Raw genomic sequence first — 17,710 nt, forward strand, 5'->3', positions numbered from 1 at the left:
TTTAGACTTTTAACTTAGCACTCAGCACTCAGTACTCAGCACTGATTAAGTCCACCAAGGTGCATCACCTGTGCGGAAGTCGGTTTCAGTCCAAGGGGTCAAAACGATTTTGTCGTCGTTTACATTGGTATGGGCCAAAGGCAGAGACAGAGGTGCTGGACCCCGGACAACCTTGCCAGTTGCATCGTATTGAGAACCATGACAAGGGCATTTAAACTTGTTCTCAGCAACGTTCCAGGGGACGACACAACCTAAGTGAGTGCAGATGGCGTTAATGCCATAATCTTTGATTGCCTCTTTGCTGTCTACCACAATATAGGTGGGATCTCCCTTTAGTCCTTGGACTAGGTTGCGATCGCCTGCATTCCGGTTTTCTAGAAATTTAGCGACGCTAACATCGTTACCTAGCTCGTCTTTTGCCGTTACACCGCCACCAGCACCACCACTAGCGGGTGGAATAAAGTACTTGACAACGGGATACAATGCACCCAGAGCCACTCCAGTGACAGTCCCAAAAGTGAGCAGATTCATGAACTGACGACGCCCCATATCGGGCACGTCTGCTGATTCAGAAAATTGAGCCATAATTTACGCGCTCTTTGTGTATTTTGTTAAGCATTTTGACAAAAGTACTAGTACCTGAGGAACTCTTGTCTAAGTCGAAATGCTAGCGCTCACAACGATGCCATACTTCTCTGTTCCAAGATATATTTAGCATCTTTTCTGTTAGCATTACATTTCTTTATATCCTTATCATACTGGAGTCACGGAACTTAACATCATAACTAAATGTAAAATCTGATTGAGAAAAGCTATGACAGGACAGGAATTACATCAAATATTGCTTGATAAGTGGGGATACTCTTACGATGTCCAGTTCCGGCGGACACAGGGAAAGATATTTTTGCAAGTAATGTGGAAATACCTGGAGCAAGCTTCTTTTCCCTTGAGCGAGGCGGAGTACCAAGAGCATCTTGATAGCATTGCTAATTATCTTCATGCCTTGGGTGGGTCAATACAAGTACAAAGATTTATTGCCCAAACACGCGATCGCCCCCGGCTCGGCAAAGCTGTTAGCATTCCTCTAGATTTGGGTGAACGCGCTTCGGAATGGATATTATGACTTACTATTCCATTAATATTAATAATTTTCTGAGTAATCACAGTGTTTTTTATACAAAAATACTGCATTGCCATTAGAGCATCAGTCCAATGAAACAGAAGTCAGAATTCCGAATTCAAAATTGATGAATACTTTACCCATAAAGGTATAGAGTTTTAATAAAAAAGAATATTTAATATTTATTTTGCCCACAAGGAGCAATGGCACATTAGACCGACTTGGTGACCTCAAGCAGCGAATTGAGGAAGTTTTACCGTATGTAGATTTGAAGAACAAAGCTATACGCCGGGAAATGCTAATTGCGCCAATTGTTACCGATTTAATTCACTATTCCCGCGCTAAATTACGAATTAAATACACTATCAAAGTTGATAACCGACTTCAAGGTAATTTTGATTATTTCCTCAAAACACAAACTAGTTTAATTGTGATTGAAGCCAAGCAAGCAGATATAAATAGGGGATTTACACAACTGGCAACTGAGATGATAGCTCTTGACAGGTGGACTGATTCCACTCAAACAGAAATATTAGGGGCAGCAACAACAGGTAATGTTTGGCAATTTGGCAAGTTATGTCGACAGACACAGTGTATTGAGCAAGGAATCAACCTGTATCGTGTTACCGAAGAGTTGGAAATAGTGATTAGGATTTTACTAACTGCACTCATCAACTAAGTTGAGATTTTTTGGAATTTGGAATTGAAGCAATGCGATCGCATTATTTCCCTGTAAGTTTCACCAGTCCAACACCACCGAAATAAAGCCCTAAAACCGCTCCTGCTAAAAGACTTTGAGTTAGGGGGTCAGTAGAAGGTGTAAGGACGGCTCCTAAAACCACTGCTCCCATAATTACGTAACGCCAACCAGAAACCATCCGTTTAGAGGAGACAATATTTAAATTACCAAGCAACAATTGGATAATGGGAATTTGAAATGCTAAACCAGTGCTAAATAACAGTAGCAGCACAAATTCAAAATATTTATCAATTGACCAAAGTTGTTCAACTACATCTGCTCCGTAGCTGATGAAAAATTTCAAAGCTGCGGGGATAAGCAGTAAATAGGCAAATACTAACCCAGCCCCAAATAGCACACTCGAACCCAAAACCACAGGCCCCAGTAAACGGCGTTCGCGGCGAGTTAGTCCTGGAAGCACAAACTGGATAATCTGGTAAAGAATGAAAGGACTAGTAAGTACGAAGCCAGTATAGGCTGCAACTTTGAGAGAGACAAAGAAATATTCTCCCGGTGCGAGTTGGAGAAATTTTACTCCTTGTGCTGGAACCTCAAGTAGCTGAACAATCGGCTTAACGGCAAAGAAACAGCCAATAATACCCACCGCTACGGCAATCAGCGAATAGAAAATGCGCTGTCGCAACTCTTCTAGGTGATCGAAAAGGGACATTTCGACTTCACCTGGCAACTCATCAAGAGGATCAGTTTCTGAATTGCCATATTCTTCTGAGTCGATGTTGGGAAGGTTTATACTATCTACGTCTTGTGAAGGCGTCATGGGTCAGCTAGTAGGCAACATTTGTAACTGAGTGCTGTTGGGCGTTTAGCCCGTGCTGTTAGCGGATAGCTATGGTTTAGCCCGTGCTGAGTAATGAGCAAGATTTTTCACTTAGCACTTGGAACTCGGAACTAACTTATAATTAGTACTTATGCACTTGATATATGTCCTGTCCTTTGTGAGCAGTCTTTTAACTCAGCCCTCTTCATTATTTTATCCGGGGAATGCAGTTACCAAGATATGTTTTTGAGTGCTATGGGTTTTTTATCCTGTTTTTTGGGGTTGCATCTGCATAAGTTAGTAGGAAGCCATCTTGTAGGTAATGCCTAACCTAAAAAAAGGGTGGAACCGATAATTTATAAATCACGTCTCTGCAGCTAGTAGCGCTGGGTAAATTCACACAACATCAACATAATATAATACTCAGTTTTAAAAATCCGGTTCATCAAGGTGGCATTTATACATACATAGCGCAATCGGAAATTTTTAGCTGAGGTTGGGTATGAACCGGACAATTTGCATTGCCCTAATGGCATTGCCTGTTTATTTATACAATGTTGAGCTAGGCAATACTTGTAGCAGTGACTTGCCAATTGTCAAAGACCAGTTTCCCATAATACCTGCTTTAATTGCTTACAGTACAAATGCTCAATCACGCGTATTGCCGTGGCAAATATCAGCTAGAGATGACCAAACCGAAGATTGCCTTCGGGCTGGTACTTGCAAAGATTGATACTAATTCGTAACTCGTAATACTTACCTGCGGTGAGAAGCAAGCTACGTAACTCGTAATTCGTAATTATGACAGTCCCATCATCAAAACAGGAAATTAATGGTTGTAAAAAATCAAGGGACAGTAGTAGTTACAGGAGCATCAACAGGAATTGGTCAGGCGTGTGCTTTGCTTTTAGACCTGTTGGGCTTCTGTGTTTTTGCTGGCGTGCGTCAAGATAGTGATGCTCAAACATTTAAACAGAAAGGATCACAAAGGCTCATTCCGATTTTTTTAGATGTTACTGACGCTGAATCGATCGCATCTGCGGTTGATCAAGTAACAAATGCAGTCGGTGGTGCGGGAATTTTAGGTTTAGTGAATAATGCTGGAATTGCTGTCCCTGGTCCCTTAGAATTATTACCGATCGCAGAATTTCAATACCAGATGCAGGTTAATGTCACCGGACAATTAGCAGTAACACAAGCATTTCTTCCTCTCTTACGCCAAAGTCGGGGTCGAATTGTCAATATGGGTTCCATTGCTGGTAGAAGTCCGACGCCGTTCCTGGGAGCTTACAATGCTTCCAAATTTGCGCTCGTTGCACTCACTGATGTCATGCGGATGGAGTTACGTCCTTGGGGAATCTCGGTTTCAATTATTGAACCTGGTGCGATCGCTACCCCAATCTGGGAAAAGTCTCTAAGTCAATCTGAAATAGCACAGCAAAATCTACCACAATCGGCACAAAATCTCTACGGTCAGGCGATGAATATTGTCCGCAAGAAAATGCAGATTATCGCATCTGGGGGAATTTCTGCGGATATTGTCGCTCAGGTTGTTGTCCATGCGCTGACTGCGAAACAACCCAAGACACGCTATCTCGTTGGACAAGATGCCAAAATCGGATCTGTGCTAAAGCATATTTTACCTGACAAGCTTCATGACAAGATAATTTTATACTCAATGGGGTTGTAGATTATTTCCTTCTCATACCAATTCGCTATGAAGATGCACTTAATTATTAAACGAACCGCCCTACCCTGCGGGAACGCCTTGGGCGAACGGGTGACGCTCGTTGCGCGGCATCGTCTCCCCGAATCACATTGGGAGAGGCTAGCGCCTGCCGTAGGATGCCCAAAGGGCTGTAGGGAGAAGACTCGCTCTTTGTGGCGCTAACACCAGTTGCCTACGGCGGGAAACCCGCCTATAGCGCTGGTTCACGCCTTGTACGCCTTGTACGCCAAGAGAGAAGGAATAATCATTAAGTGCAAGCTCACGGAGAATTGGTATCAGTTCACTGATTCTCACTACTTTAGGGGTGGTCACCTTCAATGCAGAAGCTGTCGTGAACAAAATCGTGAGTTTCATCAACAAAATCATGACTTTCGTCACCAATATTATGTTGATTTAGGAACGAGATTAGAATTTAGTGAAGGAGCCACTACAGTAGAATTTAATTGCCTAAAAATTGCTGTAACAGAACTCTATATTCAAAAAAACTTCAAAATTGTACTCAACAGTACCTTTTTTTGTGTTAGATATTTTTAATATTCATAAGAGTACCTTATTAGATATTTAGAGTTTCTGCTAGTTATACTTATAATAGTATTTCTGCTTACTTAAAATAAAATATCAGCATTGCCATGTGTTACATCCAACCTATATATACAGCAGATTTCAAATTGGTGTAATACACAAACTGGTACAGCTTGGCAAAAATTTAGCTACCATCTGATTAATCAAGCAACGGGCAAAATCCCGTTGTTAAACATAGGCAAACTGACGCCACAGTGTACTAACTCTCAAAGCCATATATAAAGCCTGTTTTTCTCCTGACTTTTGCTGTATATGAACAATTAACCGGAATGTTGCTAGTTTAGTTAGTAGTTTGAGTGAGATGTACTTAAATGAAGGGATAAATTCCCTACAACAAATATATTTATTATTCAGCAGATTTTGTCATCCCCATTCCTGAGTGAACTCGATTAGTTATGCTCCTAGATTTGGAAAGATTTTATCAGGCTTGCAATCCCAGCAGACCTCTAATCATAGGAAATGCCAGCGATCGCAGGTACTATATCGATTTTGCTGCGGTGCGGGGTGGTAAAATAATTGAGGCTTTGCAACGCACGATCGCTCGAATATCGCCGGATGTACCAACTTGTCAGCTATTTACAGGACATCTCGGCTGTGGAAAATCAACGGAGTTGTTGCGGCTCAAAGCTGAATTAGAAGTGCAGCAATTTCATGTAGTTTACTTTGAGTCTACCCATGTCTTAGAAATGGCAGATGTGGATGTGACTGATATTCTATTGGCGATCGCCGGCCAAGTGAGTGAAAGCCTAGAAGCAATGAAAATTAGGCTCAAACCTACCTACTTTAGCAAGTTGTTTGGTGAACTTGTCGATTTCTTGCAGACGCCAATTGACGTTGGGGTAGAAGCAGAGTTGTCTGTGGGAATTGCCAAAATTACAGCTAAAACTAAAGAAAGTCCGCAATTGCGGCGACGGTTAAGGGATTATCTCGAACCAAGAACAGCAAATATTTTACAGTCAATTAATCAAGAATTACTAGAACGTGCCAACAAGGAACTGAAAGCCAGGGGTAAAAAAGGACTGGTGGTGATTGTTGATAACCTAGATCGAGTCGCAATTCGACCTTTACCATCGGGGCGATCGCTACCAGAATATTTATTTATTCAGCGCGGTGAACAGTTACGCAAACTGAATTGTCATGTAGTCTACACTATTCCCTTAGCACTGACTTTCTCCAACGATAGCGCCGAACTTCAGCATCGTTTGGGAGGTGGAGTCGCACCAAAAGTGTTACCGATGATACCTGTACGTCTGCGCTCTGGGGAGATTTTCCTTCAAGGGCTAACGATGTTGCGGCAAATGGTTCTAGCTAGAGCTTTTCCAGACATTTTGGCTAGCGATCGGTTAAGCTTAATTACAGAGGTGTTTGATAGTCTGGAAACCTTAGATCGGTTGTGCCTGATTAGTGGTGGTCATGTGCGCGACTTGCTAGGGTTATTGTTTGACTGTCTGCGAGAACAAGATCCACCCTTTGATCGGGAGTGTGTCGAATTGGTGATTCAAAGACAGCGCGATTACCGAGCCAATGCCATCGACCCCCATGAGTGGGAACTAATCTTTCAGGTAGTGCAACAGCAGAGAGTTAGAGGTGATATAGAATACCACATTTTATTGCGAAGTTTATTTGTATTTGAATACCGCGATCATCAGGGAGCTTGGTTTGCCGTCAACCCAGTTTTAGCAGAGACGGAAAAATTTAAATCATGGTTGAACGACACCCACAAGCAGATATAAGAGCCGCTAACGAGCGGGCTTTACGGAGTTTGAAAAGAGCAATTGACCTTTCTAAGGGTCAATTTTCCCTGGTTTTGGTGTGCTGCAACTATCGAGTTTTGCAAGAGCAAATGCTGCAACGACTCGAAGAACTCTCTTCAGGAGAACACCAAATTCAAAAGGTAGTTCTGCCGCATAATGCTAGAAGCCTTTACACAAGTATTCATTTACAACTAGTAACCGAAGATAATCCGCCATCGGCATTGATGATATTGGGTTTAGAGTCAGTAGATGGACTCGATGATCTACTTAGGTCGATCAATCATATTCGTGATGAATTTCGCAAACGCCACCCATTTCCGATGATTTTGTGGGTGAATGAGGAAGTATTGCAAAAGGTGGTGCGTTTAGCACCAGATTTCGCTAGTTGGGCGGCTACACCAATTCAGTTTGGAATGAGAACTCAGTCATTGCTGCAATTTTTGCAACAGGAAACTGACTCTTTGTTTGCTACGGTGTTACCAAATGCGGCACCTGACAATTCAGGTGATGTGGAAAAGCTAACGCCAAACCTTGTAGGATTGGAGGAGAATTCAAAGCCTCTCAAAAAGCAGAAGAGAGGTTTTCCAGATCCTGTGAAAAGTCAGAATGTTGCACAACATCAACCTCTTGAAGTTGCAAAGCATTATTCCACTGTGGAGCAAGTCTGGGAACATAGCTATGAACTCCAGTTTGCCATTAGAGAGTTGCACAATCGGGGTATTACCTTAGAGCCAGAATTACACGCTAGTTTAGAATTTGTTTTTGGTTTAGATAATTATATTAGCGATCGCATCAATACAGCTTTAAACCATTTTCAGCAAAGCTTGCAAGTTTGGCAAAAGTTGGTGGAGAGAGGGGATCAGGGAATAGAGGGAGCAAGCAGGGATGAAGAAGTATTTTCTTCGCCATATCCTCCATCTCCCCCATCTCCCCTACTTCTGCGACAGGGAGTCTTGCTGTTTTATATTGGGCTGTGTTATTGCCGTTTCGCAGAGCAAAATCAAATAGAAAACCGCCGCCATTGGTACACAGCTAAATCTTATTTTCAGCAATGCTTGAATATCTTGCAGGTGGCTAGGCGTTCAGACATAGTTGCTGGATTTATTGGTAAACTTGCAGAAGTTTTGCAATATCTGCAAGAGTGGGAAGAATTGCAGACGGTTGCTCAAAAGTCTCTGGAGTTGCATCAAACTTATGGTAGTCAAATCCAATTAGCTTGTGACTACGGTTTTCTGGCGCAAGTGGCTGTGCAGCAGTCGCGCTGGGTACAGGCGAGTATATTAGCACACGTATCACTGCTGAAATTAGCTGAGGCGCAAAAGCACAGTGACCCTTATAACTGCTTATTTCCATTATTATTGGGGCAAATTTACTATTTAGTTTTAGCGAAAGCACAGCGAAATTTAGGTGAGCTAGAAGTAGCTCGTGAATACCTGGACAAGGCGACAAAAGAACTGCCAACAGCCTTAGAAAGCAGTGCCCATCAATACGATGCCCATCATTATATTCGCCTATTGCGGAGACTGCGATCGCTTTACTTTGAAGAAGGTCGCTATCTGCAAGCTTATTACATTCGACAAAAACGGCGTTCTATTGAGCAGCAGTACGGTTTTCGAGCTTTTATCGGTGCAGGGCGCTTACAACCCCAAAGACAGGCGACAAATCCAGCATTGATGTCATCTTCTGGGAGTAGCAGCGTTGCTTTAGAAATTGCTGCTTCTGGTCGGGAGCGTGATATTAATAACTTAATTGGCAGAATTAGCCGCGCTGATAAAAAATTGACGGTGATTCACGGTCAATCAGGAGTGGGTAAGAGTTCTATTGTAACTGCAGGCTTAGTACCAGCACTGCAAAATCGAGCTATTGGCGATCAAATAGCCGTGCCTGTGGTACTGCAAGTTTACACCGATTGGGCGCGGGAACTAGGAAAATCTTTAAGTGAGGCGATGTCTAGTGATGCATCCCTTGCCATCTACGCTGATATTAAGCCAGAAGTAGCCATTGAACTGGAAGCTTTGCCTTACTCTGGCACACGCATCATGATCATGAGAATTTTACAACAACTCCAAGAAAATGCTGATAACCATCTGATCACAGTTTTAATTTTTGACCAGTTTGAAGAATTTTTCTTTGGTTATAGCGATCGCAATCAAAAGCAAGAATTTGATAAATTTATTAGTGACTGCCTGAATATACCCTTTGTCAAAGTTATCCTTTCCTTACGAGAAGATTATTTACATCGGTTATTAGACTTTAAACATCTTTCCGCATTGGAAGCGATTAATAATAATATTCTCGACAAGCATATTCGCTACCAGTTAAACAATTTTTCACCAGAATATGCGAAAGCGATTATCCAAAAATTGACAGAGCGATCACAATTTAATTTAGAGTCGGCTTTAATTGATGCCTTAATCGAAGATTTGTCAACAGAATTTGGTGAAGTTCGCCCCATTGAATTGCAAGTTGTTGGAGCGCAAATCCAAGATGAGCGGATTACTACATTAGAAGAATATCAGCCATATAGACCCAACAAACTTATTGAGCGATATATTAAGGAACTAATTAAAGACTGCGGCCCAGAAAATGAACGAGCCGCCTTACTCGTCTTATACTTATTAACAGATGAAAGTAACAACCGACCTTTTAAAACTCGTGCTGAGTTAGCGGCGCAGCTAGCAGAGGTAGAAGATGCTGGCAAATTAGAGTTAGTATTAGAAATTTTAGTTAGCTCCGGATTAGTAGTACTATTCCCTGATGTACCAGAACGTTATCAACTGATTCACGATTATTTAGTAGACTTGATTCGCTACCTACAACAACAGGAATCGAGCTTACAGGTACAACTTAACCAGTTGCGCTATAAAGTAGAACAGAGTCAAGCTGAGATTGAGCGACTTAAAAGCGAACTTAGCCAAAATAAGCAGCGAACCAAATTAGTAGATACTCATCCCCAACAGGGTTTAGACTTATTAACAGAATTGCGGGAGTTACACAAGCGGGAAGAATTGAGTCAGTTAGAAATTGAGCAGTTGCGAGCTGAACTCAAAGAAAAAGAATTAACTTCTCAACTAGCAGAAAGTCAAAAGAAACAAAGGCTTAGTGAAGCTCAATTAAATCGTTCGTTGAAAATCGCACTGACTGCTTGTGTTCTCGCCATATTGGGATTAAGTGTTTCTATAGTTACAGCAATAGATAGTGAAATTAAAACCCTCAGTGCATCAAGTGATGCCCTCTTTGCCTCCCAAAAAGGTATTGATGCCTTAAAGGAAGGTTTAAAGGCGGGGAGAAAATTACAACAAACAGTCTGGGTAGATTCCTATACAAGAGAGGAAGTACAGACGGCGCTTTATCAAGCAGTTTCTGGGTTAAGAGAATATAACCGCTTGGAGGGGCATATATCTGGGGTAAATAGTGCTACATTTAGCCCCGATCGCTCTTTAATTGCCTCAGCCAGTGCCGATACTACAATTAAACTTTGGCGTCCTGATGGTAGCTTGGTCAAAACCTTGTCGGGGCATGAAGATGTAGTTAATAGCGTCAGTTTCAGCCCCGATGGTCAAATTGTTGCTTCCGCCAGTCAAGACAAGACGGTGAAACTGTGGAGTCGAGAGGGTCAACCGCTTGCTACCTTATTCGGGCATCAGGGTGTGGTGAATAGTGTCAGTTTTAGCCCAGATGGTCAGATTATTGCTTCGGCAAGTAGCGACAAGACAGTAAAACTGTGGAGTCGGGATAACAAACTGCTTAAAACCTTGCAGGGACATGATGGTGCAGTCTTGAGTGTCGCTTGGTCACCTGATGGGCAGATCATTGCTTCTGCGAGTGCTGACAAGACGGTAAAATTGTGGAGTCGCGATGGTAAGCTGCTTAAAACCTTGCAGGGACATGATGATGCAGTCAAAAGTGTAGCTTGGTCACCCAATGGAAAAGCGATCGCTTCTGCTAGTTTAGACCAGACAATCAAACTGTGGAATCTGGAGGGTAAACTACTGAGAACCTTATCAGGGCATAGTGCTGGAGTTACCAGTGTCAGCTTTAGCCGCAATGGTAACACGATCGCTTCCGCAAGTACCGACGAGACAATCAAACTTTGGAGTTCTGAAGGTGTGCTGCTGGCAACCCTGAAGGGACATAATAATTGGGTTAACAGTGTCAGTTTCAGCCCAGACGGTCGCACCCTGGCTTCTGCAAGTCGGGACAAAACTATTAAACTCTGGCATTGGGACGATGTGTTACTGCGAAAGCCCAAAGCTGATAATGATGACTGGGTAACTAGTATCAGTTTTAGTCCTGATGGTCGCACCTTAGCAGCAGCGAGTCGAGACAAAACTGTAAAACTTTTAAGTCGAAACGGGAAAATAATCCGTATATTCACGGGGCATGAAGGTGAAGTTTGGGGAGTCAGTTTCAGCCCCGATGGCCAGGCGATCGCTTCGGCTAGTAAAGATAAAACAGTAAAGCTTTGGAGTCTTGACGGTAAACTGCTCAACACCTTACAGGGTCATGATAATACTATCTTAAGTGTAGCTTGGTCACCTAATGGTAAAGTAATTGCCTCGGCTAGTAAAGATAAAACAGTAAAGCTTTGGAGCCGCGACGGTAAACTGCTCAACACCTTGCAGGGACATCAAGATGCGGTGAATTGGGTAAGTTTTAGTCCCGATGGCAAGTTACTAGCCTCAGCCAGTGATGATAAAACAGTGAAAATTTGGAGTATAGATGGTAAATTACTATACACCTTAACTGGTCATAGCCGCCGGGTGAATGGGGTTGCTTGGTCGCCTGATAGTCAGGCGATCGCTTCAGTTAGTATTGATAGTACGGTGAAACTTTGGAGCCGGGACGGGAACCTGCTAAATAATCTTGCGGGGGATGGCGATAGTTTTATCAGTGTAAGTTTTAGCCCCGATGGCAAGACTCTGGCAGCTAGCAGTGATGATAAAGTGAGGATTTGGAACCGAGAAGGGACGTTGTTGATTGCTTTGAAAGGTGATAAGCAAGAGTTAACCAGCGTCAGTTTCAGCCCTGACGGCAAGACTTTGGCTGCGGGTAGTGGTAATGGCACAGTGATTTTCCAGAATTTGGCAGATATTCAACTGGAAAATTTACTCACGCGGGGTTGCAATTTGCTGCATGATTATTTGCAGACTAACCAGAAGGTAATGAATAGCGATCGGGCCTTGTGTTCTGGTAGGTGATAGCGTAATGGGAAGGTATTTTCACAAAAAGGCGATCGCACTACATCACCAATTGCGATCGCCTTCTATTATCCAACCTCAAGCCGTTGTTTCAGAACTACGGCAGGAAAATCAGCCAGAACTCATAGACAAAGCTGTACATCTTGGTAGCATTGAGTGAAGTACCCGTCAGCAAGGGAGCGAGGGCGATGTATGCAACCGTCACACAACCACTGACTTTTGAAGAGTTTCTTGCCTGGGACGATGGTTCAGGCAGAGACTTTGAGCTATTGGATGGGATTCCCGTGCCATTATCAGAACCAAATGCAAATCATGAGGATTTGATCGAGCGACTGTGTGCCTATTTAGAAAATTACTGCCAAGAAAATGACCTGCCTTACATCTCGCGCCAGTCCAAGCAGGTTCGGCTCAAAACAGTACCAGGAGAAAAGGAAAAAAGCCGGAAAGCAGATATTGTCATATTTGCTAGACAAGAATGGCAGAGGATGAAAACTAGCTCTAGTTCTGCTGCTGCATATATTCCACCACCCGGAATCATTGAGGTCGTTAGCAACAACTGGAAGGACGACTATCTGACAAAACTTGCTGAATATGAGGACTTGGGCGTTTTCGAGTACATAATTGTGGACTATGCTGCTTTTGGTGGCATTCGGTTTATTGGCTCTCCCAAGCAGCCAACCATTACAATCTACCAACTTGAAGGTGCAGAGTATCTACCCCCAAAGGTGTTTCGAGAGCAGGATCGAATTGATTCTAGATTGTTTCCGAACATTCCCTTAACGGCTGAACAGATTTTTGGAATGAGTCGCTGATTAGCATTTCTGTCTCAGATAATCTTAAAGCCGTCAGTTTAACCTCTGGCGGCTCCACATTTTCTATTATTGGAATTTCTGGAGGACTTTCTGACATTGCTCAAATTCAGGCAACACTCTGAGCAGACGGCTTAGTTAATGCTACTTCATCAGTCTTGTCAGTCACTAAAAGCTGCTGCCAATTTAGGACTGGTAAAAATAAAATCCCTATGACCTACTATCAATCAAGGTCTTAGGGATTTATTTCGCTTACGGGACTGGTGCGACTTGAACGCACGACCTGACGCTTAGGAGGCGTCCGCTCTATCCAACTGAGCTACAACCCCAACTATGAAGCATATACTATCATAGCAGTAATTTTAGCGAGACTGCCAATAATTATCCCAAGAGCCGCCGCCTACTTCTAAACCACAAAGAAAACTTTCTGCTTTCAGAATTATTTTAGATTTTCTTCCATTTAATTCTCGTAATTCTAAATTTAACTTTCCTTGCATGGTGTCTCGGCAACAGTATCTTAAACCTTCCGCTGTAGGCGCACGCAGAGGTGTACCAGGTAGATCCGTAGTTCCTGTCAATTCAATTTCATAGTTAGAGTTACTAGCTTTCATTTGCCATCTACCCCAAGGCTGAATTTCCCAATCTACTTGTGAATTCCAGGGAACGAATTCATAAAACTTGCCTTGATAGTGCAACCCAATCATCGCTACAGATTCCATCCACCACAACACACCCCGCCGTCCACCGCCAGCAGTTAATGCTAAGTCGGGTTCACCCTCAAAGCAATTACAATTTATCCAAAACCATTTTTGGGGAAAAGCACCACCCCAATTTTTCTCGCCGTAGGCTGGGGCGTTGGTAAATTCGTAGATTTTGCCATTCCAGTCAATTTTTCCGGTGGCTAAACCGTGAGCCATCAAAATTTGCCATCCGGGTTCAAAAATCTGCAAGAATGAGAGCCAGCCTGCGGTTGATTGCTGAATGCTATTTTGATTGCCCCAACCGTATACTGGTTGAATTTCATACTGCCAACGGCAATAATTATTAGTGGAGCCATTGCGAATAATTCCTTGATTTAAAGTGGCTGTGGCTTGATAACCCTCTTGAACATGATGCTCAAACTCGGCTGGGAGCAGGTATAGGGGAGAAACTTGCAAATCCGTTTTACCCCAATGACCTAAACCCAGGACATCTCGACTACCCCAAAATTTGTTCACATTAGGAAAAGTCCGGCATAAATATTCATCATCCGGGCCGAGGATTTGGGCTGCACCGCCACTATAGGGTTTACCGCCGATGGGGTCTTCGATGGAGTACATAAAGGCGAATGTTTGCCCAATTTCCGGTAACGTGATGCGGTAATACCAGCCTTCAAAGAAGCGGCGACTACTGCCATCCCAGTGATAGCCAGAATGAGGTGTTTGGGTTGATTGAAGGAGATTTAGGGGAATAGTTAACATAGATTTATATAGTTGCCGATTTTTTCAGTATGCGCGATGACTTCGATCTCAATCATGCTTATGAAATTCTTGGGCTGAAAACTGGTGCATCACAAGCACAAGTGAAGCGAGCTTACCGTCAACTGGTAAAAATTTGGCATCCCGATCGCTTTCTTGAGCAAAAGCAAAAACAGGAAGCTGAGGAAAAAATCAAATCAATCAACGCAGCTTACAACAAGCTCAAATCTGAAAGTCCATCTGAGCCTCCTACTCCTGAAAACCCATCTTCATCTTCGCCTACAAATCCCACAAAAATATCTGTCAATCGTTGGGATGCAGAAAATTTTTATAGTTGGGGAGTAGAGAATGCTACAGAAGGAAGATATGAAGATGCGATCGCAGATTTTACCCACGCGATTCGTCTCAATCCTCACTATATTGACGCATATAAATATCGTGGACTAGTTTGCTCTCAACTCGGATACGAATATAGAGCCGCTTCAGATTTAAATAAAGCTGCACAAATAGAACAAGAGTTAACAAATCCGGGGGCTGCATGTACATCACGCTCACCTAGACCTGTATCAAAGCCTAGACCTCTGGTAAAAAGATTTTGTCAAGGGATAAAAAGTTTACTGCGGCTAAATCGGCGTTGGAGGTAAGAAGCGAATATAGTTTAAGACGCTTCAGACGGCGACACCATACCTTGAGTTAGATAATACTTATGCTTGGGAATACTAAGTATAGTTTGATTTGCTGCTGATTTCCTAGTATGAGTGATCGCTTTGATATAAATCGTGTTTACAATATTCTGGGGTTAAAACCAGGTGCATCTGTCGAGGAAGTCAAGCAAGCTTACCGCCAGATGGCTAAGACTTGGCATCCAGATTGTTTTCTCGAACCGCAGCAAAAGCTAGAAGCGGAAGAAAAAATCAAAGAAATTAATCAAGCTTATGGAAGGTTAAAGTCTTATCAACCAAGTGAGACAAATCAATCAGCTTCTACTTCTACCAAAATTGATTCCACTACATTCAATGCTGAAAGTTTCTATAAACGGGCTATGGAGAAAGCTCAAATAGGGAAATATACTGAAGCAATTGAAGATTTTAGCCAAGCGATTCGTCTTAACCCTAACTACGTTGAAGCCTACAGATACCGAGGGCTTGCTTGCTCAAAACTAGGATATGAAAATAGAGCTTGGTCTGATTTTAAAAATGCCGTAGAACTGGAACTGAAACAGAAAAAAGCATCGCCTAAACCTTCATCACCAACACCAAAGCCATCAACGCCGCCCAAACCTACATCGCCACCGCCGAAGCCACCTGAACCACAACCTCAACCTTCACCGTGGAAATGTGTACACACCCTGAGTCATCTGAACTGGGTTTTTACTACTGTAATTAGTCCAGATGGGCAAACTCTGGCTAGTGGAAGTAGTGATAAGACTATCAAAATTTGGCATCTCGACACAGGCAAATTGCTACATACTCTCACTGGTCATACAAAATGGGTAAGATGCCTCGCCTACAGCCCAGATAGCCAAAATCTGGTTAGTGGAAGTGATGACAACAGCATGATGATTTGGCAAGTATCTACAGGTAAATTACTCAGCACCCTCAAAGTACATTCAACCCCAGTTTTTTCTGTAATCATTAGTCCGGATGGTCAAACTGTCCTCAGTGGCGGTAGAGACACTACTATCAAGATTTCCCATATAGGCATGGGACAATTATTGCACGTCCTCAAAAGTCATTCCTACTTGGTCTACTCCCTTGCTATTTGCCCAAAGCAGCAGATTTTAATTAGTGGTAGTGCAGACAATACCGTTAAGCTGTGGAATTTGAAGAGTAGAAAACTGCTGCAAACTCTCAACGGGCATTCAGGTTGGGTAACTTCTGTTGCCATTAGCCCTGATGGGCAAATTTTAGCTAGTGGTAGTTATGACCAGACTATCAAGTTATGGAACATCACTACAGGTAAGCTAATTAACACACTTGCGGGACATCATAGTTATGTTTGGTCTGTAGCTTTTAGCCCCGATGGTCAACATCTTGCAAGTGGTAGTGCAGATCATACAGTGAAGCTATGGAATGTTAGCACTGGACAAAATCTTTACACTTTGGATAACCATTCGGATTGGGTTAACTCTGTCGCTTTCAGTCCCGATGGCAAAACCCTAGCTAGTGGTAGTCGAGACATGACAATTAAAATTTGGCACTGCGATGTCTAACGACAAATTAAAAATTTAGATGATTTCAGTAAATTACTAGATTTTTTATCAATGCATCACCTGACAGTTTAATAACATCTATCTTTGGAGGTACTCTTTCTTTTGATTGAGTATTAACTCCCTAGAGATAGAGCCACTTGCTAATCACAGAGGTTATCCTGAGAATTACCAGCAGTTGGGTAGCAAATAAAACTCAATATTTATCAGCAACATACATTTTTCAACTCATAAAAACCTCTTGTTCTTACAAAGCTTTAGTTTGTCAATATCGTATCTGAGGAGTTAAATCAACAGCTATGTCCATTCCCAATGAACACGAAAGGAAAAACAGTGAAATTAAGCAAGAATCTTACACTGATATTAATGGTAATACTCACACTGACTTGACACAAACTACTGAAACAGTCAAGAACAGCACAGATAATCCCAACTCTTATAGTAAGGGTTACGTAGAAGGTCGAAATACTGAGCGTAGCAATCAGCAAGCTGATTTAGCCGAGCGTGACAATAACAATGCTAGTCGTGGTTTGTTGTTAGGTATTATTGTTACTTCCTTGGTTAGTTTAGTTGTAGGTGGGGTCTGGTACTTCAACCAGCAGAATAACGCAGCCGTTAACAATACTGTGCCGGTCGTGGTTCCTGTACCAAGTAAGAGTATTCCAACCCCCAGTGCTGCTCCTCGACCACAAACGACGATAATCGAAAGAACTAGGGAAGTACCTGTTCCTGTTGCTGTTCCTGTTCCACAACAGCAGGTTATACCTCCATCTGCACCTCGCCAACCAGATATTAACATTACTATTCCACCCCAGCAGCCTGCGGCACAAAAAGCTCCATTCGCAACCCAGCCAACCCCCAAAGCCACACAAAGCCCGACGAGTTCAACGAGTAATACTCCGACTTCGCAGAACAAGGGCGATACTTCTACTAATACTGTGGCTCCAGATACGAAAAGTGACACCTCTAAAACCACTCCACCTCAAGGAGTAGACCAGTCAAACAGTAAATCTAATAGCGGTTCTTCTACCGCAGATGATCCTACTACACGCGGTTCTGCTCAATAACGGCTTCTGAACTTTCAGCCCACTTGATAATGCTGGCATTAACGCAACATATAACAAGTGGGACAATTTTTAAGCAATATTTCTAAATTGTTGCGATAAATTAATGGTATTCAAGTTTAGTAAACGTGTCTTGTAGCTGAACAAACAGAATGCTAGATTAAGAGCAAGGTACAAACAGGTTAAAAGTTAAACAAAAACTTTCAAGTTAGAGCCTGTGCCTCCTGCTCTAATGATATTGTGATCGCTCCGAAGTTGTGGCATCCAT

General features: G+C 42.6%; 14 protein-coding genes and 1 tRNA gene. 11 read left to right on the top strand and 4 right to left on the bottom strand.

What is annotated here, in order from left to right:
• Window positions 1-45 precede the first annotated feature (45 nt).
• Complete coding sequence (locus V7K40_RS09590) at window positions 46-585, bottom strand: cytochrome b6-f complex iron-sulfur subunit (protein ID WP_334958878.1); 540 nt, start codon at window positions 583-585, stop codon at window positions 46-48.
• Window positions 586-814: 229 nt separating this feature from the next.
• Here V7K40_RS09590 and V7K40_RS09595 point away from each other — a divergent pair, with 229 nt between their 5' ends.
• Together V7K40_RS09595 and V7K40_RS09600 are read left to right on the top strand one after the other, a co-directional pair.
• On the top strand, window positions 815-1,123 hold the full coding sequence (locus tag V7K40_RS09595) for a DUF3067 family protein (RefSeq protein WP_334958880.1): 309 nt from the start codon (window positions 815-817) through the stop codon (window positions 1,121-1,123).
• A 184-nt stretch (window positions 1,124-1,307) separates the two neighbouring features.
• On the top strand, window positions 1,308-1,799 hold the full coding sequence (locus V7K40_RS09600) for a hypothetical protein (RefSeq protein WP_334958882.1): 492 nt from the start codon (window positions 1,308-1,310) through the stop codon (window positions 1,797-1,799).
• A gap of 43 nt (window positions 1,800-1,842) precedes the next feature.
• On the opposite strand, the gene tatC is transcribed toward V7K40_RS09600, so the two are convergent.
• Complete coding sequence (gene tatC, locus V7K40_RS09605) at window positions 1,843-2,637, bottom strand: twin-arginine translocase subunit TatC (RefSeq protein WP_334958884.1); 795 nt, start codon at window positions 2,635-2,637, stop codon at window positions 1,843-1,845.
• A 502-nt stretch (window positions 2,638-3,139) separates the two neighbouring features.
• On the opposite strand from tatC, the gene V7K40_RS09610 reads away from it, so the two are divergent.
• The 6 genes from V7K40_RS09610 (at window position 3,140) to V7K40_RS09635 (ending at window position 12,715) form a co-directional block, all read left to right on the top strand.
• The gene (locus tag V7K40_RS09610; protein WP_334958886.1) at window positions 3,140-3,370 is read left to right on the top strand and encodes a hypothetical protein; all 231 of its coding nucleotides are present in this window, start codon (window positions 3,140-3,142) and stop codon (window positions 3,368-3,370) included.
• A gap of 99 nt (window positions 3,371-3,469) precedes the next feature.
• Window positions 3,470-4,327 carry an SDR family oxidoreductase gene (locus V7K40_RS09615; protein ID WP_334958888.1) on the top strand — a complete coding sequence of 286 codons (858 nt, stop codon included), beginning with the start codon at window positions 3,470-3,472 and terminating at the stop codon, window positions 4,325-4,327.
• A gap of 1,016 nt (window positions 4,328-5,343) precedes the next feature.
• Window positions 5,344-6,681: a P-loop NTPase fold protein gene (locus V7K40_RS09620; RefSeq protein WP_334958890.1), complete on the top strand. Its 1,338-nt coding sequence runs from the start codon at window positions 5,344-5,346 to the stop codon at window positions 6,679-6,681.
• Window positions 6,651-11,903, top strand: a complete 5,253-nt coding sequence (locus V7K40_RS09625; protein WP_334958892.1) for a hypothetical protein — start codon at window positions 6,651-6,653, stop codon at window positions 11,901-11,903. Before V7K40_RS09620 ends, V7K40_RS09625 begins: the two co-directional genes overlap by 31 nt.
• 7 nt (window positions 11,904-11,910) lie before the next feature.
• A complete protein-coding gene (locus V7K40_RS09630; RefSeq protein WP_334958894.1) occupies window positions 11,911-12,063 on the top strand; it encodes a hypothetical protein in 153 nt (50 codons plus the stop codon).
• The gene (locus tag V7K40_RS09635) at window positions 12,047-12,715 is read left to right on the top strand and encodes a Uma2 family endonuclease (protein ID WP_334958896.1); all 669 of its coding nucleotides are present in this window, start codon (window positions 12,047-12,049) and stop codon (window positions 12,713-12,715) included. The genes V7K40_RS09630 and V7K40_RS09635 overlap by 17 nt, the downstream gene beginning before the upstream one ends.
• 252 nt (window positions 12,716-12,967) lie before the next feature.
• On the opposite strand, the gene V7K40_RS09640 is transcribed toward V7K40_RS09635, so the two are convergent.
• Window positions 12,968-13,041, bottom strand: a tRNA-Arg gene (locus V7K40_RS09640).
• Window positions 13,042-13,074: 33 nt separating this feature from the next.
• On the bottom strand, window positions 13,075-14,172 hold the full coding sequence (locus V7K40_RS09645; RefSeq protein WP_334958898.1) for a tocopherol cyclase family protein: 1,098 nt from the start codon (window positions 14,170-14,172) through the stop codon (window positions 13,075-13,077).
• A 29-nt stretch (window positions 14,173-14,201) separates the two neighbouring features.
• Here V7K40_RS09645 and V7K40_RS09650 point away from each other — a divergent pair, with 29 nt between their 5' ends.
• The 3 genes from V7K40_RS09650 to V7K40_RS09660 all read left to right on the top strand — a co-directional run bounded on the left by V7K40_RS09650 (window position 14,202) and on the right by V7K40_RS09660 (window position 17,445).
• A complete protein-coding gene (locus V7K40_RS09650; RefSeq protein WP_334958900.1) occupies window positions 14,202-14,813 on the top strand; it encodes a DnaJ domain-containing protein in 612 nt (203 codons plus the stop codon).
• Between the two features lie 110 nt (window positions 14,814-14,923).
• On the top strand, window positions 14,924-16,381 hold the full coding sequence (locus V7K40_RS09655) for a DnaJ domain-containing protein (RefSeq protein WP_334958902.1): 1,458 nt from the start codon (window positions 14,924-14,926) through the stop codon (window positions 16,379-16,381).
• Between the two features lie 296 nt (window positions 16,382-16,677).
• On the top strand, window positions 16,678-17,445 hold the full coding sequence (locus V7K40_RS09660) for a hypothetical protein (protein WP_334958904.1): 768 nt from the start codon (window positions 16,678-16,680) through the stop codon (window positions 17,443-17,445).
• The last annotated feature ends 265 nt before the right edge of the window (window positions 17,446-17,710 follow it).

Source organism: Nostoc sp. (genome assembly GCF_036917195.1).
Taxonomy (GTDB): Bacteria; Cyanobacteriota; Cyanobacteriia; order Cyanobacteriales; family Nostocaceae; genus Nostoc.